Annotated in this window: 18 protein-coding genes; 9 read left to right on the plus strand and 9 right to left on the minus strand. The window is 45.7% G+C overall.

Annotated features, from left to right (window positions below):
* The first annotated feature begins 42 nt into the window (after positions 1 to 42).
* Together rnc and SPI9445_RS0108400 are read left to right on the plus strand one after the other, a co-directional pair.
* Positions 43 to 783 carry a ribonuclease III gene (gene rnc / locus SPI9445_RS0108395; RefSeq protein WP_237747940.1) on the plus strand — a complete coding sequence of 247 codons (741 nt, stop codon included), beginning with the start codon at positions 43 to 45 and terminating at the stop codon, positions 781 to 783.
* The gene (locus SPI9445_RS0108400; protein WP_017304290.1) at positions 780 to 1,838 is read left to right on the plus strand and encodes a Gfo/Idh/MocA family protein; all 1,059 of its coding nucleotides are present in this window, start codon (positions 780 to 782) and stop codon (positions 1,836 to 1,838) included. The genes rnc and SPI9445_RS0108400 overlap by 4 nt, the downstream gene beginning before the upstream one ends.
* On the opposite strand, the gene SPI9445_RS0108405 is transcribed toward SPI9445_RS0108400, so the two are convergent.
* The 4 genes from SPI9445_RS0108405 to SPI9445_RS0108420 form a co-directional block, all read right to left on the minus strand.
* Complete coding sequence (locus SPI9445_RS0108405) at positions 1,835 to 2,326, minus strand: YajQ family cyclic di-GMP-binding protein (RefSeq protein WP_017304291.1); 492 nt, start codon at positions 2,324 to 2,326, stop codon at positions 1,835 to 1,837. The two genes, SPI9445_RS0108400 and SPI9445_RS0108405, sit on opposite strands and share 4 nt — an antisense overlap.
* Before the next feature lie 83 nt (positions 2,327 to 2,409).
* A complete protein-coding gene (locus tag SPI9445_RS0108410) occupies positions 2,410 to 2,814 on the minus strand; it encodes an MAPEG family protein (protein WP_026079625.1) in 405 nt (134 codons plus the stop codon).
* Positions 2,815 to 2,902: 88 nt separating this feature from the next.
* Positions 2,903 to 3,406 (minus strand): hypothetical protein, encoded by a 504-nt coding sequence (locus SPI9445_RS0108415; protein ID WP_017304293.1) that lies wholly within the window; start codon positions 3,404 to 3,406, stop codon positions 2,903 to 2,905.
* 324 nt (positions 3,407 to 3,730) lie between these two features.
* A complete protein-coding gene (locus SPI9445_RS0108420) occupies positions 3,731 to 4,774 on the minus strand; it encodes an adenosine deaminase (protein ID WP_017304294.1) in 1,044 nt (347 codons plus the stop codon).
* 8 nt (positions 4,775 to 4,782) lie between these two features.
* On the opposite strand from SPI9445_RS0108420, the gene SPI9445_RS0108425 reads away from it, so the two are divergent.
* The 4 genes from SPI9445_RS0108425 to SPI9445_RS0108440 all read left to right on the plus strand — a co-directional run bounded on the left by SPI9445_RS0108425 (position 4,783) and on the right by SPI9445_RS0108440 (position 7,525).
* Positions 4,783 to 4,935 carry a hypothetical protein gene (locus tag SPI9445_RS0108425; RefSeq protein WP_017304295.1) on the plus strand — a complete coding sequence of 51 codons (153 nt, stop codon included), beginning with the start codon at positions 4,783 to 4,785 and terminating at the stop codon, positions 4,933 to 4,935.
* A gap of 72 nt (positions 4,936 to 5,007) precedes the next feature.
* Positions 5,008 to 6,321, plus strand: coding sequence for an adenylosuccinate synthase (locus SPI9445_RS0108430; protein ID WP_017304296.1), 1,314 nt, complete (start codon positions 5,008 to 5,010; stop codon positions 6,319 to 6,321).
* 86 nt (positions 6,322 to 6,407) lie between these two features.
* Positions 6,408 to 6,716, plus strand: a complete 309-nt coding sequence (gene rplY / locus SPI9445_RS0108435) for a 50S ribosomal protein L25 (RefSeq protein WP_017304297.1) — start codon at positions 6,408 to 6,410, stop codon at positions 6,714 to 6,716.
* Positions 6,717 to 7,027: 311 nt separating this feature from the next.
* The gene (locus SPI9445_RS0108440; RefSeq protein WP_017304298.1) at positions 7,028 to 7,525 is read left to right on the plus strand and encodes a hypothetical protein; all 498 of its coding nucleotides are present in this window, start codon (positions 7,028 to 7,030) and stop codon (positions 7,523 to 7,525) included.
* 466 nt (positions 7,526 to 7,991) lie between these two features.
* On the opposite strand, the gene SPI9445_RS0108445 is transcribed toward SPI9445_RS0108440, so the two are convergent.
* Both SPI9445_RS0108445 and SPI9445_RS0108450 read right to left on the minus strand, forming a co-directional pair.
* On the minus strand, positions 7,992 to 8,594 hold the full coding sequence (locus SPI9445_RS0108445) for an ATP-dependent Clp protease proteolytic subunit (protein ID WP_026079626.1): 603 nt from the start codon (positions 8,592 to 8,594) through the stop codon (positions 7,992 to 7,994).
* A gap of 34 nt (positions 8,595 to 8,628) precedes the next feature.
* Positions 8,629 to 9,315: an ATP-dependent Clp protease proteolytic subunit gene (locus SPI9445_RS0108450; RefSeq protein ID WP_017304300.1), complete on the minus strand. Its 687-nt coding sequence runs from the start codon at positions 9,313 to 9,315 to the stop codon at positions 8,629 to 8,631.
* Positions 9,316 to 9,701: 386 nt separating this feature from the next.
* On the opposite strand from SPI9445_RS0108450, the gene SPI9445_RS0108460 reads away from it, so the two are divergent.
* Positions 9,702 to 10,433 (plus strand): alpha/beta hydrolase, encoded by a 732-nt coding sequence (locus SPI9445_RS0108460; RefSeq protein WP_017304302.1) that lies wholly within the window; start codon positions 9,702 to 9,704, stop codon positions 10,431 to 10,433.
* A 59-nt stretch (positions 10,434 to 10,492) separates the two neighbouring features.
* Positions 10,493 to 11,122, plus strand: a complete 630-nt coding sequence (locus SPI9445_RS24890; RefSeq protein ID WP_052646628.1) for an alpha/beta hydrolase — start codon at positions 10,493 to 10,495, stop codon at positions 11,120 to 11,122.
* 228 nt (positions 11,123 to 11,350) lie between these two features.
* Here the strand turns inward: SPI9445_RS24890 and pedR are convergent, their stop codons facing one another.
* The gene (gene pedR / locus SPI9445_RS0108470; RefSeq protein WP_017304304.1) at positions 11,351 to 11,644 is read right to left on the minus strand and encodes a photosynthetic electron transport-dependent transcriptional regulator PedR; all 294 of its coding nucleotides are present in this window, start codon (positions 11,642 to 11,644) and stop codon (positions 11,351 to 11,353) included.
* 149 nt (positions 11,645 to 11,793) lie between these two features.
* On the opposite strand from pedR, the gene SPI9445_RS0108475 reads away from it, so the two are divergent.
* Positions 11,794 to 12,765: a carbohydrate kinase family protein gene (locus SPI9445_RS0108475; RefSeq protein WP_017304305.1), complete on the plus strand. Its 972-nt coding sequence runs from the start codon at positions 11,794 to 11,796 to the stop codon at positions 12,763 to 12,765.
* 109 nt (positions 12,766 to 12,874) lie between these two features.
* On the opposite strand, the gene SPI9445_RS0108480 is transcribed toward SPI9445_RS0108475, so the two are convergent.
* Both SPI9445_RS0108480 and SPI9445_RS0108485 read right to left on the minus strand, forming a co-directional pair.
* Positions 12,875 to 14,704 (minus strand): two-component system response regulator, encoded by a 1,830-nt coding sequence (locus SPI9445_RS0108480; protein ID WP_017304306.1) that lies wholly within the window; start codon positions 14,702 to 14,704, stop codon positions 12,875 to 12,877.
* Between the two features lie 272 nt (positions 14,705 to 14,976).
* Positions 14,977 to 21,375: a protein kinase domain-containing protein gene (locus SPI9445_RS0108485; protein ID WP_017304307.1), complete on the minus strand. Its 6,399-nt coding sequence runs from the start codon at positions 21,373 to 21,375 to the stop codon at positions 14,977 to 14,979.
* Positions 21,376 to 21,446: the final 71 nt, after the last annotated feature.

A 21,446-nucleotide genomic window follows, 5' to 3' on the forward strand; every position in this document is an offset into this window, starting at 1 on the left:
ACAATAGAAGATTGCAGCGTCAGGTTTTTAGGAGTAGTGAAGTTGAATTCATCCCCTGTAGTGAAAGACCAGAGGCGAGAGAAACAACTTCAAAAGTTGGTTCAACGATTGGGGTTAGCCTCGGATGCCCCGGTTAATTATCGTTTACTGGATTTAGCCTTAACTCATCCCAGTATTAACAAAGGGGCTAATTATGAACAGTTGGAATTTGTGGGGGATGCCGTCGTCCGTCTGGCCGCTTCGGAAGTGTTATTAGAAACCTATCCTGATGCACCCGTGGGGGAGTTTACAGCCATTCGGTCGGTGTTGGTGAGCGATCGCGTTTTAGCCGATTTTGCCGAAATCTATGGCTTAGAACGCTACCTATTAGTATCCGGGGGGACATCGGCCGATCATGGAGGCAAACGCTCCCGTTTAGCCGATGCGTTTGAGGCTGTTTTAGGGGCTTTATATCTCAGTACCCACACCATGACCCTCGTGCGCTGTTGGCTGGATTCCGTCTTAAAAGATAAGGCGATTGAAGTCCGACAAGATCCCGCCCTCCAGAACTATAAAGACGCGCTGCAAGAATGGACTCAAGGACAGTATAAACTTTTGCCAGAATACCGCGTCCAAGAAACCGGAAAAGGAGCGAACTACACAGAGCGCTTCACAGCTGAAGTCTGGCTAAAAAACGAGTGTTTAGGTCGGGGGATCGGACACTCAAAAAAAGCAGCAGAACAAGCGGCCGCGAAACAGGCTTTCTTAGCCATTGGTCAACCCAAGGAGAATGCAGCTAAATGAGAATTAAAATAGCCCTGTTAGGGGTGGGACGTTGGGGAAAACATTGGGTGCGGGTTTGTTCCCAACACCCCCAGATTGACTTAGTGGCCGTGGTAGACTCCAATCCTGAGCAGTTGGCCGAATGTGGGGCCAATCTTCCCCCCCAGGTCATTCAAGCCACGGATTGGGCGAGTATTCGGGAACATCCGGATCTCAATGCGGTTCTAGTGGCCACTCCGGCGGCGACCCACTATGCTTTGATTCAGGATGCCTTAACCTTGGGGTATCATGTCCTGGCTGAAAAACCTCTGACGTTAGATCCTGCCGAGTGTCGTCATCTCTGCCAACTCGCCCAGGAAAAACAGGTGCAGTTGTTTATTGACCACACCTATCTCTTCCATCCGGCCGTAGTAGCGGGTCAAGGGGTGGTTGAGTCGGGAACATTGGGGGAGTTACGCTATGGTTACGCCACCCGGACTCATTTAGCCCCTGTGCGTCAAGATGTCGATGCTTTATGGGATTTGGCCATTCATGATCTGGCGATTTTCAGCCATTGGTTAGGGGAGAAACCCCAAACGGTACAAGCAACGGGGCAAGTTTGGTTACAGCCTCAGTTAAAGATGGCGATTCCGGCGGTTTCGGAGTCCTTAGCGGTGCGGGATTTGGTCTGGGTGACAGTGACCTATCCTAGTGGGTTTCAAGGGGTGATTCATCTCTGTTGGCTCAATCCGGATAAGCAGCGCCGTCTCTGTGTGGTGGGGAGTCAAGGGACATTGATTTTTGACGAGTTGGCGGGGGATGCCCCCTTAACCATCCAACGGGGCTATTTTGAGCAGGTGGGGGGGAATTTTATCCCCCAAGGGATGGGGCGAGAGGTGTTGGCGTTGGACTCTTATGAACCGTTGGGGCGGGTGTGCGATCGCTTTGTCGAATCCGTTCTCACTCAAACCCCCTCCCCCCTCTCTTCCGGCTGGGTGGGGATGGAGTTAGTCGAAGTGCTAACTGCCTTAACTCGTTCCCTAGCTGAGGGTGGGGTTCCCGTTTCCTTGGATCTTGAGAGAGAAGCCCCAGACTAGCGATAATTCGTAAACTGTAAAGCCACGGGAAATTCTTCCTGTTTCAAGGCTTGAATCACTTCCTGTAAATCGTCTTTCGATTTACTAGAAATCCGCACCGCATCCCCTTGAATCGAAGCCTGCACTTTTTTAAAATTATCCCGCACTAATTTACTAATTTTCTTAGCATTCTCTTGACTAATTCCCCTTTTTAGGGTAACTTCTTGCCGAACTCTGCCCCCACTGGCCGACTCAATTTTCCCGTATTCAAAGATTTTTTGCGAGAGATTCCGTTTGGCGGCTTTTTGTCGCAAAATATCGTGAATGGTTTCTAGGGTCATCTCACTATCTGTATTCACGGTAATAGTGCTTTCCCCTAATTCTAGGGTGCTGTTGGTGTTTTTGAGATCATAACGACTTTTGATTTCTCGTAGGGTTTGATCTACGGTGTTGACCATTTCTTGATGATCAAAGTCGCTGACAACATCAAAAGAACTGGTGGATGCCATAATTTTATTTAAACTAGAACGGTTTTCAGGATGTTGAGAATGTGCTTTTCAGACACTTTCCGAGGTGTGAGGGTATTGTAGCCCTAGCCTGCCACTTGTAACAAACTGAGGGCGAATAAAATGCCACTACAAGTTAAGCCCAGCACGAACATTAAGGGGCGAATGAGGGCAAAATCTAGGATATAACAGAGGGAGTAGAGGAAACGGACGATTAAAAAGGCGATCGCCGCATATCCCGCCACCATAGACTCTACCCCCGTCACATAGGCCATCAAAGCGGCCGGAGCATAAATAATTAAGGCCTCAAAAGAATTCTGATGAGCCCAAGTCGCTCGCTTGGCATAGGGGGGAAATTTTTCAAACATCAACCGAGGGGCGCTCATATCATAGCCCAAACGGACTCGATTATACGCCACCACCAAATAGGGCAAATACACCAACACCACCGCCCCCAACACAGAGGCTAATAAAATCAATTCAATATTCATAAGTTCAATTAGGCTTTGCTGAATACCCAAGACAAACAAGACTAAGCCCAACACTTAGTCCTGTTTAAAGGGGAGTTCACAACACCCCTTAATCAAAGTAGAATAGAGTTACTACTTTTCGTTGTTCTTCTGCTTCCTCACAGGTCTTTAAAAGGGTGTGACTATCATGGAACGCAAAACAAATCAACTGTTGACAGCGAGAAATGATGTCACGATTACACAGAGCGCTGGCTTCTCCTAAGGACAGATGATCATTATCGGGATTTTCCACTAAATGAATCACCTTCTCTAACTGCTCTCGAGATTCCCGCGTTTGGCGGGCGAGACTTTGAGGCAGAATCACGGTTAACAGGTTGGGATCAGCGCGCATCGCGCCCCGAATGGCTGCAAAATTGGTTCCCGTTGCGCCAGAAGTCATCAAACGGTTGCCCGTCAACACGAGGGCATAACTCATCATCTCAATGAGTTTCTGATGAGTAAGCGGCACATGACGAGTCCCTAGCAAGGCAATCCGCTTAGAACCCGTTTGTTGAATTGTAGCGAGTTCTTGCGCGAGAGTATCGATTTCTTGTATTTCGGTGGATTGATTCAAACGACGTAAATACTAGCTTTAGAAATGACCCTAGTTATTTTAACACTCCCCGCGAAGACAGCGACGGGGATTCTTGGTTCATCGACCGAACCTCACTGAGCAGGACTGCTCCAACTCAGCCAGAGGCTCAATCTCCCCAAGCGTATGCGTTCCCGTGTGCCCCACGGTACGGAGTCCAAGGCGCAGCACACAAACCCGCGTCACTATCGACTTAGCCCAATGCCGATGCCAAATTAACCCTTTCACATTCAAGTCTTCCTAGGCGACCAAATCGTTAGATTGGATGTTGTGATTCTTAGGATATTCAGAATTGATTATCAGTTGTTAGGGATAAATGGACTGGGCTTCTGGGGGTTCTTTTTGTAGGATGCTGGTTAAGAGGGAGGCGGGGGGCTGTTGGTGGGGCCAGGCGAAGGCATGGCGGAAGGCGGCATCTTGACAAGCTTGGAGTTGTCGGAAGTCGATGATGTCGTGGGTGAGGAGGTTTTCGTATTCAAAGGGGAGACGGACGTTATGGAGTCCGGCGTTATCGGTACAGATGGCGATGTCTACCCCGGCCTCAAAACAACGGTCAAAGACGATTTTTAACTGGGAGAGGTCGTCGAGGGTGCCGGTTTTAAAGTAGGTGGTGGGGCAAACTTCTAAACATTGTTGCTGGGCGGCGAGTTGGGGCAGGAGTTCGGGATATTTTAGGGGGATTTGGATGCCGTGACCAATGCGCATGAGGTAGGGGAGGAGTTGGGGATAACAGCCATCGACGGTTTCGTAGAGGTGTCCGGTGGTTTTGATGCCCTGCGATCGCGCATAATCATATAACCCCACAAACTCATCCAAACGCTCCTGATAATGGGCATCTCCCCCCGCCACATCAACAGCACAAACATATTCAGGATAACTCACCGCTAATTCCACAATGGCTCGATTGACCTCTGAAGGTAAACGGGAGTGCATACAAAGGATTTGGCTGGTAATAATGGGGTAATCTTCCGCTTGAGAGGCTTTCCCCACAATTTCCACAATTTGCGCCATCTGCTCAATCCGTTCCCCTTGGCTGAGGCGTTCTGGGGTGCGCAAGTAGGGAGTATAGCGGAGTTCTAAATAGGCGAGGTTTTCAAAAATATAAGCCCCGCGAATCAGGCGATAAATAAAATAAGGGAGCGCCTGTTCTGTTTGGACTGTCTCCACAAGGGTATGTAATTCTAAATACTCATCAAGGGTATTACGAGGACGGGTATAAAATTCTTCAAATTCGGGATACACCGGGAATTGGGCGGCTAAATCCTCGTTGCGTCGTTGGAAATAACGCCACAACACGCGGGGAACAACGGAACCCCCTAAATGACGATGTAGTTCTGCATAGAGTGCCATAAATCTCCTTGGGGAATTGGGAGTCGGGAGTCGGGAATCGGGAATCGGGAGTCGGGAGTCGGGAGTCGGGAGTCGGGAGTCGGGAATCGGGAATCGGGAGTCGGGAATCGGGAGTCGGGAGTCGGGAGATTGCCTCTCCCCTGCCCCCCGTTCCCGATTAAAACCCTTGACACACTCCCCCCTTCTTATAGATAATGAGAGTTTGTGAAAAGTGTTGAATAGAAACAAGACCCTTGGCTAACGTTATAGTAATTGGAGCCCAGTGGGGGGACGAAGGCAAAGGTAAGATTACAGACCTGCTGAGTCGTTCAGCAGATGTCGTCGTTCGCTACCAAGGGGGAGCGAACGCGGGACATACTGTAGTCGTACAAGGACAAACCTTCAAACTCCATCTAATTCCTTCCGGCATTTTATACCCAAAAACACAATGTATTATCGGTTCGGGGACGGTAATTGACCCCAAAGTGCTGATTCAAGAAATTGATCAACTTGCCGAGTTAGGAATTTCCACAGAAAAGTTGTATATTTCCCAGACGGCTCATGTGACGATGCCCTACCATCGTCTGATTGATGAAGCTGTGGAAAATAAACGGGGTGAGCATAAGATTGGGACGACGAAACGGGGAATTGGCCCCACCTATGCTGATAAGTCGGAACGGATGGGGATTCGCATGATGACCTTAGTGAATCCCGATGAGTTGCGCAGTCAGGTCACTTGGGCGGTGCAGTACAAAAATGCCATCCTCGAAAAACTGTATGATCTCCCTCCCCTTGATCCCCAAGCGGTGGTAGAGGAGTATCTGGCCTATGGGGAACGGTTACGCCCCCATGTGGTGGATAGTTCCCTAAAAATTGATGAAGCGGTGCGCAATCGGCAAAATATCCTGTTTGAAGGGGCGCAGGGGACGCTGTTAGATTTGGATCACGGGACTTATCCCTATGTGACTTCTTCTAATCCCATTGCGGGGGGAGCCTGTGTGGGGGCGGGTGTTGGTCCGACGATCATTGACCGGGTGATTGGGGTAGCGAAAGCTTACACGACCCGGGTGGGTGAGGGGCCGTTCCCGACGGAGTTAAAAGAGGAAGTGGGGAAAATGTTAGGCGATCGCGGTGCAGAATTCGGCACCACCACCGGGCGGCCTCGTCGTTGTGGTTGGTTTGATGCCGTCATTGGTCGCTATGCCGTGCGCATCAACGGTTTAGACTGTTTAGCCATCACGAAACTGGATGTCCTCGATGGTTTAGAGGAAATTAAAGTCTGTGTGGCCTACGAAATTGACGGCGAAACCTGCCGGGATTTCCCCAGCAGTTCCAAGCGTTTCGCCCGATGTAAGCCCATCTACAAAACCGTGCCGGGGTGGAAAGAATCCACCGCCGACTGTCGAACGTTGGAAGACTTACCCCAAGCGGCGCTGAATTACCTAAAATTCCTCGCCGAATTGATGGAAGTTCCCATTGCCATTGTCTCTTTGGGAGCCAGTCGGGATCAAACCATTATTGTTGAAGATCCCATTCACGGCCCCAAACGTGCCTTACTGGAAGTCTAGGCTCACGTTTGGGGGTGGGCAGTGGCTTCACCTTGACCCATTGCCCTTGATTTTGCTGATTAACCCTTATATATCCAGAACACACTATGTCCGCACCAACGATTGAATGTAAAACCAGACCCGAAGGCAGTAAGCCCAATGCTTTGCGCCGTGAGGGTCTTCTCCCAGCCAATATCTACGGTCATAATGTCCCAGAGTCTCTGTCTTTAGTGGTCGATGCCAAAGACGCAGAAACCCTGCTGAGAACGGCTGTAGTGAATAAAACGGTTGTCGAAGTTAATATTCCCGAACAGTCTTGGCAAGGGAGCGCCTTAATTCGGGAAGTGCAAGCTCACCCTTGGAAAGGGAATCTCTATCATGTGAGCTTCTTTGCGGTTGACCCCGCGAAGCTGTAAAACGCCTAGATGAATAGACATCTCCTAAAGGGTTTAGGGGGTGTCTAAGGATTCTTGACAAGTCGAGGGTATATGAATGCTTCGCCACCTGCGTTCCGCGAGGTGGCGGAGTGCGTCGCTAATTTTGTTCAATGTCTCCATTAATTGGGACATAACCGCATTTTCCCAGCCCCCTTTCTTGACTTTTTACGCCCTCGGACAGACTACCCACTGTCTATTAGGTGAAAGCCTCCTAGATAAGGTAACTGGATGAACAGGGAATCCCTCGCTTTTAGCGATGGGAGCGTCAATTTCTTACGGTGAAACATTCAATGAACCCCAATCCTGAATCAGAACGGGAACAAGAACCGGATCTTAGTCTAGAACGAGATATTCTATCGGGTCGCAAATTTTCCTTAGCCGATGTAATTGGTCGGGAAGGGGGGGCATTCTTAAAAGGGGAGTCCCCTGTCCCTCCTCTAATTCAAGCCAAAGCCGAACTGAATCAATTTATTACTCAGAACTTGCAGGACTCATCGGGAGCATTACAAGCTGTATTACAGACTTGGGTTCAGAATGATTTGCGGGTGAGTCAAAACCTAGAGCAGCCTTTGATAGCCCTGCGGGATATTTTAAATGCGATCGCCTCCAACCCAGAAATCCTCTACGAACTGGTGCAACAAGTCGATGCCAAATGGGGGCAAATGTACGGCGAAACCCCCCACTTCCAACAACCCGGACAACCGCCCCACCCCGACGATGAATACACCCACGCCTCCGTTAGACACCAGCTAGTCCAACTCCTCGAACAAGTCAATCAAGCCATCTAACCCATTGTTTTTAGAATTAGGGTCTGCTGAATAACTCTGCTGGTGGGTCTAGGGAACAGGGAACGGGGAACGGGGAACAGGGGACCAGGGGACCAGGGGACCAGGGGAATAGTGAATAGCCGAAACTCTTGACTATTCCCGACTCCCTAGGGCGCAAGCATTGCGCCCCTACACGGACTCCCGACTCCCCAACTCTCGGACTTATTCAGCAAGCCCTAATTATTGAGAGTGAACTACCCCACCCTGCCTAGGCGCGAGGATGGAGCTTCCTGATTCAATGGGAAGTGCTTTCTATACCGAAATATAGCGAGTCTTATCTTCCCTCCCCAGGCAGAAGTCCTAGTTTCTAAGACCCAAATTTTCTCTTGCAACACAGCCCTTTTTAGCTTGGTTTTCGCTTTGGGAGTTAGTGGTCAAGTCCATCCCCTCCCTGCAAGCGAGGAAGGGGAATTCCGCAACATTTTTGTTAAAGGGAACGATCCTCAATCACCTTATCAATCAGACCATACTCCCTCGCCTCTTCAGGAGACATAAAGAAATCCCGATCCGTATCCTTCTCGATTTTCTCAATCGGTTGTCCGGTATGACCCGCCATAATCTCATTGAGTTGTCGTTTAATGCGGAGGATTTCCTTCGCCTCAATCTCAATATCCGTCGCTTGCCGACGACCTTGGATACCGCCGAGGGGTTGGTGAATCATAATCCGAGAATGGGGCAGCGCCAACCGTTTCCCCTTCGTCCCCGATGACAACAAGAAAGCCCCCATCGAAGCCGCCAGACCGACACAAATTGTCACCACTTCCGACTTAATGTGCTGAATCGTGTCATAAATGGCCAATCCCGCCGTAACAGACCCTCCCGGCGAATTGATATAGAGATAGATCGGCTTACCCGAATCTTCCGAATCCAAGTAAAGCATAATCGCAATCACTTGATTCGCCAGTCCGTCATTAATTCCCCGACCGATGAAAATAATGCGTTCTCGGTAGAGACGGTCGTAAATATTAATCCAGTCAGAATAAGGCTGACCGGGCATTTGATAAGGAACTCTGGGAACACCAATAGGCATGATTAAATTTCGGGGATAAAAAAGAACAAAACAACTAAGGAGTCGCCGGAACAGGAGTCGGCAGTTGACTACTGCTTTCTAACACTTTATCGATGATCCCATATTCTTGGGCTTGAACGGGGGTCATATAGAGCATACGGTCAGTATCCCGCTCCAATCGTTCCAGAGGTTGACCCGTCGTTTTAGCAAAGATTTCCAGCATCGCCCGTTTATTCGCCAACACCTCTTTCGCCCGGATTTGAATATCCGAGGCTTGGCCTTGAGTCCCCTGACGGGGTTGGTGGAGGATAATCGTAGAGTGGGGCAGACTCGCACGATAGCCCTTTGTGCCAGCCGCCAGAATCATGGCCGCCGTCCCCATTGCCTGACCAATACAGATGGTATGGATAGGAGGCTTGATGTAGTTCATGGTGTCGCAGATGGCAAAGGCTTCCGTTTCAAAGCCGATGGCCTCTCCTCCATACCAAGAAGTCCCGGTTGAGTTGATATACATATAAATCGGCTTGTCGGGATCATCAAATTGCAGGAACAAGAGTTGAGCAATGATTAACTCTGTCACATCCAGCCCCATTTGTTCTTTATACTCATCCGGTGACACGAGGGGCAATCCCAGATAAACAATGCGCTCTTTGAGCAACAACGAGGGCAAGTCAGGGGGTGGGGTTTTATAGTATGCGTCTCCTCGATAGGGAGCTTGTACAGCCTGAATAGGTGAATCCATAGTGTTTTTAAGGGCGCTCTGATACGAGGTCTAGTTTGCGCTGGATTTGAGTTTCTGTTTTTGAGACAAAAAGCACAATTCCAGATTGATTTTAACGCTTTGATGACGGTTTCGGGGAGGCTGAGGGGGAGGGAAGAGAGAAAATACGGATTTTGGCTCATCAGTTTGTTGGATTTTTCCCCTGGAGGAGAAAATCGAGCCTAAGCAGTGGAACAGTTGTAGAAAAAGATGGGTATGCTTAAGATGTTCTGTAGCCCTCGGTTAATGTCTGCACTCAATAATGAGGATTGGGCGAAGAGACAAACCATTCTGGGCTACTTCCTTCTTGAACAACAGAAGGAGCGAGACATTACCACGAAGTTATTTGTTTTGATGAGGAGTTTGTTATGTTAGCTGCATCTTACCTATCCCAACTGAAACAGAAAGCAGTTGCTTTAACCATCGGCACCACGGCACTGCTAGCGACTTGGGGCGGTGCTGTTTCGGCGGCGGAGGTGATTAATTTTAAGTACAATGCGCTGGAAATTGCTGTGCCGACTCGGGCTTTGGTGGATTTTGTGGAGACGGGAGATTTAGAACCGGAGGTTCAGTCTTTTTTAGAGCAGGAAGTGGGAACGGATTTCCCCAACATTTTACGGCAAATTTTGGGGGCGGAAATTCGGGTGAGTCCCAATTTTGTCCGGGATACGTTGGGCAGTTCTTTAGGTGAATTTGCCTTGCTACAAATTGATAAGGCGATTAATCAAGGAACGCTAGACACCAATGTTGCAGCTTTGCGGGATGCCATTCGGGGGTCTGTGGAAGCCAATGGCATGATTTCCCTGATTGATGTGATTCAACGCTATCCGATGCAAAGCGTCAATGTAGATTTAACGGGATTACAGGTGACCTATGACCGGGTGAGCCGCTTTTTAGAGAATATTGAACCCGCACTGCGAACGGCTCGTCAGTTTTTGCAGGAGATGATTTGTGAGTGTGAACCGGGTTCAATGTTGCCGGGTGACGGGGCAACGTTGGCGGTGAGTCCGGGTGGTGAGAATTGTGTGAGTGACACTACTTTAATGGTGACTGAACGCGCTAAGGCTCTCTCTCAGGAGTCGGCCTCTGTGGTTGAATAAGGGCTTATTTCTTGTGTTTTTGGTTCTTTGTTGTCAGTTTAGGTCATTTTTTAAGGATTATGGGTGTTCAAGCCGGAAAATTAGCCCAAGGATTGAGCGGGCGGGTGCGAAAAGCTCTCCGTTGGGGCGGGATGTGCGCGCTAGGGGTGGGGAGTAGCCTGTTGGTGGCACAAGTTCCTTCTTCGGCAGCACAACGGGTGATTATTACTTATGGACCGCTCCAGCAGTCGGTGTTGGTGGAGGATTTGGAACGGTTTGTGGAAACGGGGGAAATGTCGTCCTCGGTGCGTTTTTTGGTCAATCTGTCGGGACAGGATCCGGAGAATGTGCGCCAGGTGTTGGATTATAAGGTGGGGGTCAATTTCCTGTTTTTACATAATGTATTGAATACGTTGCCCGGGGAGTATCTGCTGTTTGAGACGGGCAATTTCATTCATACGAAGTCTCGCCGCGCTAATATCCAATCATTGCGGGCGGCGTTGGTGTTGTCGGCGCGTGAGAATAATGAGATCAGTATTTTGGAGTTTTTGCAAAATTACCCGACTCAAGATATGTACATTGATGGGGTGGCGGTGACTCGTTTTTCTCGCCAAGTGAGTCGTTTTGTGGATCAGTTTCGCGGGTTTGTAGAATTGCCGATTGCCATTATTCAGGACTTTTTGGGCGGTTTTTTATGTGACTGTGATTAGTCGAGGAGTCCCCGCTTAAGCTGTTTCAGGTTGGGCGGGGGTTTTGCGGTTGGGCAATCTTAACAAGTTAGACTTGTGTGCATTTTGTCAAGTCCCATATATAGCGTTCCACAAATTGGACAACACTATTTATGGACTATTCACCATTGGACACAACCGCATTTTCCCGACTCCCGACACCTTGACTTCTAACGAGTGGGTCTTAACTTGTCAAGATTGGCGGTTGGGTTAAGGTGTGCTTTCGGGTTCGCTGGAGAGGGAGCTATTCCCGGCGGGTAGTGTACAACAGTTCACATCGTTGAGACAAACTTTCCCCCACTGTAATGCCCAACGGACTAGGGCCACTCGATTATCTGTGGTGGTTTTGGTGAGGATGTTGCTGATGTGGTTATCTACGGTGCGTTTGCTAATTTCTAGTTTTTGGGCGATTTCATAGTTGGTTAGGCCACTCGCCACTAGCTCGACAATCTGAAGTTCGCGGTCTGACAGAGCAACGGGTGTGGATGATTTTTCCTCAGACATATTTAAGTTCTACCTTAGTTATTATTACTTATCTTTAATTCTAAAAGATTGTTTGGCGGTGGATCCGGAGAATCTTAGTTTTTCTTGGCTCATGGACGGGTTAGGATAAGGGCAAAATTTATTTATGGGCCTGTGGGTTGGGGGACGATATGAGCAATCCTCGTGTGATTTGTCTTGGGGAAATTTTAGTCGATTATTTGGCGGATCAGGTGGGGGTGTCGGCTGAGGGGGTGGAGTCTTGGACTCGGTTTCTGGGGGGTGCGCCTGGAAATGTGGCTTGTGGTTTGGTGAAGTTGGGGACTCCGGCGGCGTTGGTGGGTTGTGTGGGGCGTGATGAGGGGGGGGATTTGTGGCGGGTGTTGTGTGAGGAGGTGGGGGTGGATAGTCGAGGAATTCAGGTTCACCCTTCGGCTCCGACTCGTTCGGTTTATGTGTTGCGATCGCCTTCTGGAGAACGGGAGTTTATCGGGTTTGGGGGGCAGCCCCCAGATGCTTTTGCCGATGCCTATTTGGAGGCGAATCTCTTACCGACGGTGTTGTTTGCCGAGGCGGAATATTTGGTGTTAGGCACTTTAGAGTTAGCGTATCCTCAAACGCGCTCGGCTATTTTCCACGCGCTGGAGTTGGCGAATGAGTACCATTTAAAGGTGTTTCTAGATATTAATTGGCGGCCGATGTTTTGGCTGGAACCGGACAGCGCTCGCGCTCGCATCGCTCAACTTTGGAATTGGGTCGATTTTGTCAAGCTTTCCCAAGAGGAGGCGCAATGGTTATTTAATACGGTGGATGCAGGTGCGATCGCCCATCAGTTAAATTCTGTCGAAGGGGTTGTTGTCACTGGGGGCGGTAGTGATCCCATCCGTTACTGTTTAAATGATCATGAGGGCAGTCTCACCCCCTTTCAGGTTGCCGTAGAAGACACCACAGGGGCCGGGGATGGCTTTGTGGCCGGATTACTCCACCAACTGGTTCAACAGGGCTTAAAAGCCCTAAATCGCCCGGAATCCGTGGGCGAAATCATCACCTATGCCGCCGCCGTAGGAGCATTAGTGACCACCCAACGGGGCGCACTCTCTGGACAACCGACGGATCAGCAGGTGGGAGAGTTTTTGAGGAGATAAGGGAGATAAGAGGGAGTCGGGAATCGGGAGTCGGGAGTCGGGAGATTGCCTCTCCCCTGCCCCCCTGCTCCCCTGCTCCCCTGCTCCCCCCCGTTCCCTGTTCCCTGATCTAACCATGAAGCTGTAACAAAACGGGAAATTGTTGGAGCAATTGCGTTGCTGCTTCCACAGACAAAGGTTTTGAGAATAAAAACCCCTGCCCTTCTTCACACCCCATCTCCTGTAAAGTTCGGGCTTGGTGTTCCGTTTCAATGCCTTCTGCGACAACACTCATTCCCAGTTGATGCGCCAGATTAATAATTGTTTTAACAATGCCTAAATTAACCGGACTTTGAGTCATAAAATTAACAAAAGAACGGTCAATTTTTAAGGTATCCATCGGGAAACGGTGCAGATAACTAAGGGAAGAATAACCTGTCCCAAAATCATCAATCGCTAATAAAATTTTGCGTTGATGGAGTTTATTAAAAATGCCTTGAACTGAGGCCGTATTTTCTAATATAACGCTTTCGGTGATTTCTAACTTTACTTGTTGAGGATTAATAGTTGTTTGTTTTAAAATACTATCAATCCAATCTAATAAATTCGGTTGAGCAAATTGTTTCACCGAAAGATTGACACTTAGGGTTAAATCTGAAGGAATGGCAATTGTATCTTGCCAAGATTGGAACTGAGCGCACGCTTCCCGCAAAACCCAGAAGCCAATCGGGACAATAAATCCAGTTTCCTCTGCAATGTCGATAAATTCCCCCGGAGACACTAATCCTCGTTCAGGATGATGCCAACGAACGAGCGCTTCAAAACCTGTTAATTGACCAGTCGTAAGAGAAATTAGGGGCTGATAATACACCCGAAACTCTTGCCGTTCAATGGCGTGGCGTAAGTCGCGTTCTGCTTGAAAACGAATCACAGCATTACGGTACATTTCCGGTTGAAATACTTGATAACAAGACTTTCCGGCTCGTTTTGCTTGATACATAGCCGCGTCAGCATCTCGTAATAAATGCTCAGCTTGCTGATAGTCTTCATTAACCATTGCAATCCCAATACTCATATCAATAAAAATGTCTTGATGTTCCAGCTTAAAGGGATATTGCAATTCGGACTGAATTGAACGAACAATCAGTAAAACATCTTCGAGTTGTTCAATATTTTCTAGCAAAATGGTAAACTCATCTCCTCCCAAACGAGCGAGGGTATCTCCCAAACGCAGACAACAGCGTAGACGGGAGGCAATGGCACAGAGGAGGCGATCGCCTACACTGTGTCCTAGGGAGTCATTGACCACCTTAAAGCGATCGCAATCCAAAAATAACACCGCAAAACGTTGTCTGGGATTAGCTTTATAGGTTTTTAAAGACTCTTTCAACCGTTCAATTAATAAACTGCGATTGGGGAGTCCTGTTAACTCATCATGTAAGGCAATATGAAGTAATTGTTGTTGAGTTTGTTGGTGTTGTTGAATTTCTTGGGCTAGTTCTGCTGTTCGTTCTTGAACCCGCTTTTCTAATTCTAGATTGAGTTGATAAATTTCCTTTTTTGCTGATTGTAACATTAAGTGATTTTCAATCCTTACCAAGACTTCTTCCTCTTGAAAAGGCTTAGTAATATAATCAACACCCCCCACTTGAAAAGCCTTGACTTTATCTAAAACTTCATCTAACGCACTAATAAAAATAACCGGAATGTCTTGGGTTTCTTTTAACCCTTTAAATTGTTGACAAACGTCATACCCATCCATCCCCGGCATTTTAATATCTAACAAAATTAAATCTGGCGGTTCAAGTTGAGCAGCACGCAACGCTAACGCTCCCGAGAGCGCGCATTGAACCTCATAGCCTCTGACCTCTAAAGTTTGGGCAAGAAATCGTAAGTTATCTGGGGTATCATCAACAATTAAAATATTCGCTTTTCGAGATTCGGTCGTCTCAATTGTCATTTTTTATCATGGTTAAATAAAAGAAGAGGGAAAAGAAAGTTGAGGATCTTAGGTGACAATTTACAAAATTAAATTTAGCAAATCCCTTTGATAGACTCAGGAAAAAAGACGACCTTTACTATCTGGAGAAACAAGAAACAAAACAATTCAATGCTCGATAAACTCTTTACCTTTCTGAGTGAATTTTGTCAAGAGTTTTTTGGAATAATATAATGACGGATGATGTAACTAGGAATAATCTAGTGAGTTGGAGGCTATTTCCCTTGTGGAAGCTAGGATTCTAGGCAAGACTCCGTCAAATCAATTATAGTGTCATATCGGAAATTATCAGCCAATTGGCGGAGAGCATCCCTGAGCTTAGTTGATTCTGGGGGGAGTTGTGCGATCGCCTCAATCATCACATGATACTTAAGAGTTAAAGCCGCAGCATGAAGTTTTTGCCGCAAGTGAGGAGGCAGTGAGGCCAAATCTTCCCCTGTGAGAGGGACTTCCTTCAAGACAGTCACCGCAGGATTCAGGACTTCCCCCCCATACCGATAACGCACCCCCAGATACTGCTGAATTTTTTCAAAAATCACCCGACTCGCAAAAGGTTTGCGCACACAATCATCACATCCCACTGAAACAATCACCGCTTGTTCCTCATCAAAAATACTGGCTGTCAGAGCAATAATCGGTATCTTTTGACCTTCTGGGGTAGATTTAATATAACGGGTGGTTTCGTAACCATTCATCCCCGGCATTTGAACATCCATCCAAATCAGATGGGGATGCCAACTCTGAAAAAGTGCGATCGCCTCCTCCCCATTCTTAGCCTCGCGAAGCTCAAAAAACGGTTCGAGCAATTGTACTAATAAATGGCGATTAGACCAACGATCATCTACTACTAGAATACGATAATCTGGCTGATCCGGCTCCAAACCAATAATACGCTGACCCACAGAAGAAGCAACCGGAAGAGAACCCTCCGAGAGCATCACAGGAATTGTAAACTGAAACACCGTCCCCTCCCCGACCCGACTTTGTACTGTAATTTCCCCCCCCATCAACTCAACAAACTGTTGACTAATCGCTAAACCTAATCCAGTACCACTATTTGACTGTCTCCCTACCTCCGTCTGCACAAACGGTTCAAATAGCATCGGTAAATCTTCCTCCCTAATCCCTACCCCTGTATCCCTCACTTCAAAGCGTAACCGCAAATTATCCCCAGAACTTGCACCCTCTAACATTGCTCCTAAACGGACTTCTCCCTCTGTCGTGAACTTAATCCCATTCCCCAATAAATTAATCAAAACCTGACGTAATTTTCGTTGATCTACCACAATCAACGGAGGAATAGCCGGATCACAATCCACAGATAGCATTAACCCCTTTTGTTGTGCCTTTAATTGAAACAAATCCTCCAACATTCGCAATAAACCAGACAAATCACAATCCGTCTGATTCAACGTCAAACAACCCGCCTCAATCTTTGACATATCCAGAATATCATTAATTAAATCGCGCAAATGTTCCCCACTTCGATTAACAATCTGGATATATTCATGCACCTTGGGATGATCCAAACCTTGGGTTTCCCGTTGTAACAGTTGACTAAACCCTAAAATCGCATTCAAAGGAGTACGTAACTCGTGGCTCATATTGGCTAAAAACTCACTTTTAGCGCGATTGGCTGCATCGGCCGCTTCCTTCGCTTTTTCTAATTCAAAAGCTGCCTTTTTTTGCAGGGTAATATCTCGTCCCACCCCCTGATATTCCACCACATCCCCCTGTTCATTAATAATCACTCGATTAATCCACTGCTGCCAACGGACTGCTTGGAAATCATCCGTATGTTCTGAACTTAACGTGCGCTGTTCTACACTGATCACGGGATTTTCTGGACTCAGAGACTGAATGCTTTCTTGCACCTTTTCCCGATCCTCTGGATGAATAATCGGCACAAAAGACTTAGATAGAATTTGGGATCGTTCCACTCTAAAATAACGACAATAAGCATCATTGACAAATAACAAACTTCCATTCTCCTTAAAGCGGCAAATCAAATCCGTTTGATCCTCCACAATCGCCCGATAACGAGACTCACTAATCTGGAGTGCTTTAGTCCGCTCTTCTACCTTTTGTTCTAAGGTTTTGGAATAGTCCTCAACCTGTTGCTTCGCCTGTTGTAAATCTTGGTACAATAGCGACTTTTCTAAAGCAATCGCCGCTTGAGATGCTAAAATTCTTAAAATTTTGAGTCGATACTCCGTAAATGCCCCAGCAATTAACTTGTTTTCTAGATACAAAATCCCAATTAACTGACCTTGGTTCAATAAGGGCATACATAAAACCGATTGGGGTTGATATTGTAAAATATAGGAATCTTGGCTAAATTTACCCTCCATTACATCGGCTAAAACTAAATTTTCTTGGGTTCGCATGACATAATAAATCATTGATTTAGGCAGCGCATTAGAGGGTAAACTCTCTAGAGGAGATTGTAAAAAATCCGAAACTTCCTCGCCAATGGTTTCCGTGGCTACAACTTGCCAAGGTTGGTCATTATACCCTAACAATAAAATCCCTCGATCTGCTCCTGCATTTTCAATGACAATTTTCATCATCTTGGTCAGCAGTTGTTCAAAAATAATCTCACTGCCTAAAGCTTGGGAAGCTTTGAGAACACTGTCAATATCTAGCGTAGAATCCTCATTGTTTTCCTGACTAGAACTCGGACTATTGCTAGGGTGCTTCAGTCCAATCAATAATTCATTATATTGTTGCTCAATCTGCTTAACCTTGGTCGCCGCACCCCAAGAGCGATAATGATAGTGTGCTTCATGAATATAAGCCCGGGCTACAATCGTGTTATTTTGCGCTTGATAACATTGGGTTATTAATTCATAAGCCATTGCCTCATCCTGAATAAAGCGGTTGTTCTTAGCCTCCTGAATAGCTTGCTCGTAGCAACGAATCGCTTGAAAAAATTCACCTTTTACAAAGTGAATTTTTCCTTCCACTAATTTATATTTATGCAGGTGATTCATTGGTGCAAAATTTACATATTTTTTCAAGTTAACCTGATGTTTATTAACTTGCTGTAACAGACTCTCTTTTTCAGAATCTGTGATTTTATGATAGTGTTCTAATAAAACTAAAGCACTATAAAAATCAAGGATAGTTACTTGGGGACATCCGGGGAAAGCATCACTATATTCTTGGGCGAATTTTAACCGTTCTAAGGCTAAGTCGTAATCCCGAAAGATATAGGCGAGATAAATTTGATGGATATAAAAAAATAAAAGAACAGTACGAATTTTGGCGTTGTTTAACCAACTAAATTTAGACTCGTTATAAACTTCCCCTAATAACTGACTGGGGTCAGAAGATTGATCCGTTAATTTATAAACTAGCTGGAGAAAAATTTCTAAACAATGAACTCCCGTCGGTTGTTGAATTTTTTGTAGGGCTTTAATATATTCCATTAAAACTGTTTTCATTTTGCCTAATGGAGTTCCAACCCAGTATAAATAACCACAGTAATACATCGCCGCATAGCCTGCAAACTCTAAGTCGCCATTTTCTACCCCAATCTGATAACATTTTTTGAGGGGGTTTAATACGTCCCGAAAATGTAGTTTCCAGCTTTTAATTTCATGGTTAACAGCAAAAATAGTTCGGGCTAAAAATGAATCTGCTTGTAATTGATCGGCTAAAGATAAGGCAATTTCTCCCAGTTCATATCCTGCATCTAAATCAAACAAAATTCCGCATAAAATTAAGCCGTAAGCCGCATAAGCAAAAGGAGAGATTTTGCTGTTGCCATATTGCAAGCTAAGATCAACCATCGTACAAACCGTTAAGGGAAATAAACGGGGACGATGCAAATAAGAAGCCGCACAGATGTTAGACAAAAGTCCCATCATTGCTTCAACTTCTAAGCTGACTATTGAAGGTAATTCTAAGATAGTTTTTTTTGAAAAGTTGACTAAGTTTTTCTGAGTTTGCTTGATTTTTTCCTGAACTAGATTCTCGCTAGGTCTAGGAGGTATATTCAGCCCTAGCAATCCCAAGGTTTTTAATCCAACATTAATAGCGGCTGATAGATGCCCTTGAGCGATTAAACTTTGAATTTTAATTTCATAAACTTTAACTTGATCTAAAAGGGTTGCTGTTTGAGGTAAAATTCTATTAATTAATTGCTCAAGTTCTGTGAAATGACTGCTCAAATAAGCTACTTCGGCCGCAGAGATAAAAACTTTTAGGGTAAAATCATAATGATTCTGCCAACTATTCTCCGGTAATAAGCTTAAGCCCGTCTGGAGATATTGAAAAGACACAGCATAGGCGGTTGATTGTTTGGCTTTTATCCCCGCTTCCCAATTCAACTGGGCTAGTTTTATTTTATCGCCTTCGGCAAAGGCTTCTGATGGCAATTGACATAATCCGAGATTCAGTTGATTGACGATATCAAATAGTTTTTCGTCCCGTTCAAATTCGGGAATACTTTGTAATAAATATTCGCCAATTTTTTGATGAATGATGGGTTTTTGCTCTTGCGGCACTAAGGAATAAGCGGCTTGTTGGATGTAATCATGAATAAACTTATATTGGCAGCCTAAGAGAGTATAACTGGATAGTTCTAAATCACGTTGATTTCCCATTTTCATGGGATAATAGGATTGTTCCCCAACCGGAAAAATTAACCCCATTTCTAAGGCTTCTTGTAGGGCATTTTGGATCTTAAGGGCTGATTGTTTACTTAAAACAGCTAAAAGATTTGCTTCAAAGCAATTCCCAATACAGGCGGCTTGTTGTAATAATTCTTGGGTGATAGGATGGAGTTGTTGGACTCGAGTGGCAAGGAGCTCAACAACATTATCAGTAATTTGTAAAGATTGTAATTGAACTAAATCCCAAACCCAACATCGGGCTTTATGATCAAAAACAATATATTTTTGATCATATAAAGTTTTAAGAAATTGTACTAAAAAGAAAGGATTGCCATTAGTTTTGTTTCCTAATAGTTCAGCTAATGGCATCACCTCAAAGATGGATAAATTTAGGGTATCTGCTACTAATTGACCAATGGAGAGAAAATCTAAGGGTTGTAAGGTAATCTCAGGGAGAGAGTAACCTAAATGGCTAATCTCCTCACGCATTAAGCTGAGGGGGTGTAGGGAGGAAATTTCGCTGTTGCGATAAGTCCCAATGATAAAAAGTGCTTGGGGGAGAGGACGAGTAACTAATAAGCGAATGAGGTCTAGGGTTTCTAAGTCTGCCCATTGTAAATCATCGAGACATAGGACTAAAGGATGTTCAGGTTTGGCAAAGATAGATATAAAATCTTGTAAAACTAAATTAAAGCGATTTTTAGATTCATTCGGGGACAATATGGGTGCAGGAGATTGAGTCCCAATAATGAGTTCTAGCTCGGGGATAATATCGATAAGAATTGAGCTATTTTTTCCAAGATGTTCTAAAATCTTTTTCCGATATTGCTGGATAATTTGCTCATTTTCTGTCAAAATTGCCTCGATAAGGCTTTGAAAAGCGTCAATAATAGCACCATAGGGTCTGTCTCGTTTATATTGTTCAAATTTTCCATATAAGAAAACTCCACGTTTTTCTGTAATGGGCTTATAGAGTTCTTTGACTAAAGCAGATTTACCAATACCCGGAGAGCCAGAAACTAATAAAAATGGTAAGGGTAGTTTTTCTGATGTAGTTGATTGAATGGGTGTTTTATTTGTTTGGAGATGTTGCTCAAAGTAGTGCAGCAAAAAGTCGATTTCTTGGGTTCTGCCATAGAGCTTTTGCGAAATTTTAAAAAAGTCAGAGTAATCAAATTTACCTAAAGTAAAAGCTTTGATTTCTTGCTGATTTCTTAACTGTTCCCAGCAACGTTTTAGGTCTTCGTGAATTCCTGTTGCGCTTTGATAACGGGATTCAGGATTTTTTTCAAGTAGCTTTAAAACTAACTGAGCGAGAACTTCAGGACAATGGTTAGGGGGAGGGGGTTGTTTGGCAATATGACAGTGAATGAGTTCTAAGGAGTCTTGGGTTTTAAAGGGGAGTTGTCTGGTGAGTAATTCATAAAATGTCACCCCCAAGGAATAAAAGTCGGTGCGATAGTCTAGGAAACAGTTCATTCGCCCGGTTTGTTCAGGAGAAATGTAGGCTAAAGTGCCGACTAATGAGGGGGAAATTTGGGGGGAGGTGACTTCAGATGTTAGTCCACTGGATAGACCAAAATCAATGATTTTAAGTTGTCCGGTGGTGCTATTATAAAGGAGGTTGGATGGGTTAATGTCTTTATGGATAATGTGGGCGGCGTGGATTTGGGCGAGGGTTTGGGTGACTTGAAGGGCGATCGCCAAAAACTCCGATAAGCTTAAAGAACGACGCTGTATTAACCGTTCTAGGGATTCTCCTCCAAAGTCTTCTAGGACGATCATTAAGCTGTTTTGATAGCGTTCTAGGGCGTAGGCTTGGACAACTCCGGGGAAATTCAGCGATCGCGTAATTTGATATTCTTGGTGGTAGCGGCTTAACTGTTCAGGAGTGGGATAATCCGCTTTCAGAATTTTGCCGATCACCGGACGTTTTGCCACCCGATCTACCCCTCGATAAACGATAGAGTGAGATCCTTCATAAATTTTTTCTTGCCAGTCATACTGTTTCATGCTTATAGTCCCCATGCCCCCGATGTTATGAGAGCAAAACTGATAGATTTGCCAAAAATGTACACAGCATA

This window comes from Spirulina subsalsa PCC 9445 (assembly GCF_000314005.1).
GTDB classification, from domain to species: Bacteria; Cyanobacteriota; Cyanobacteriia; order Cyanobacteriales; family Spirulinaceae; genus Spirulina_A; species Spirulina_A subsalsa.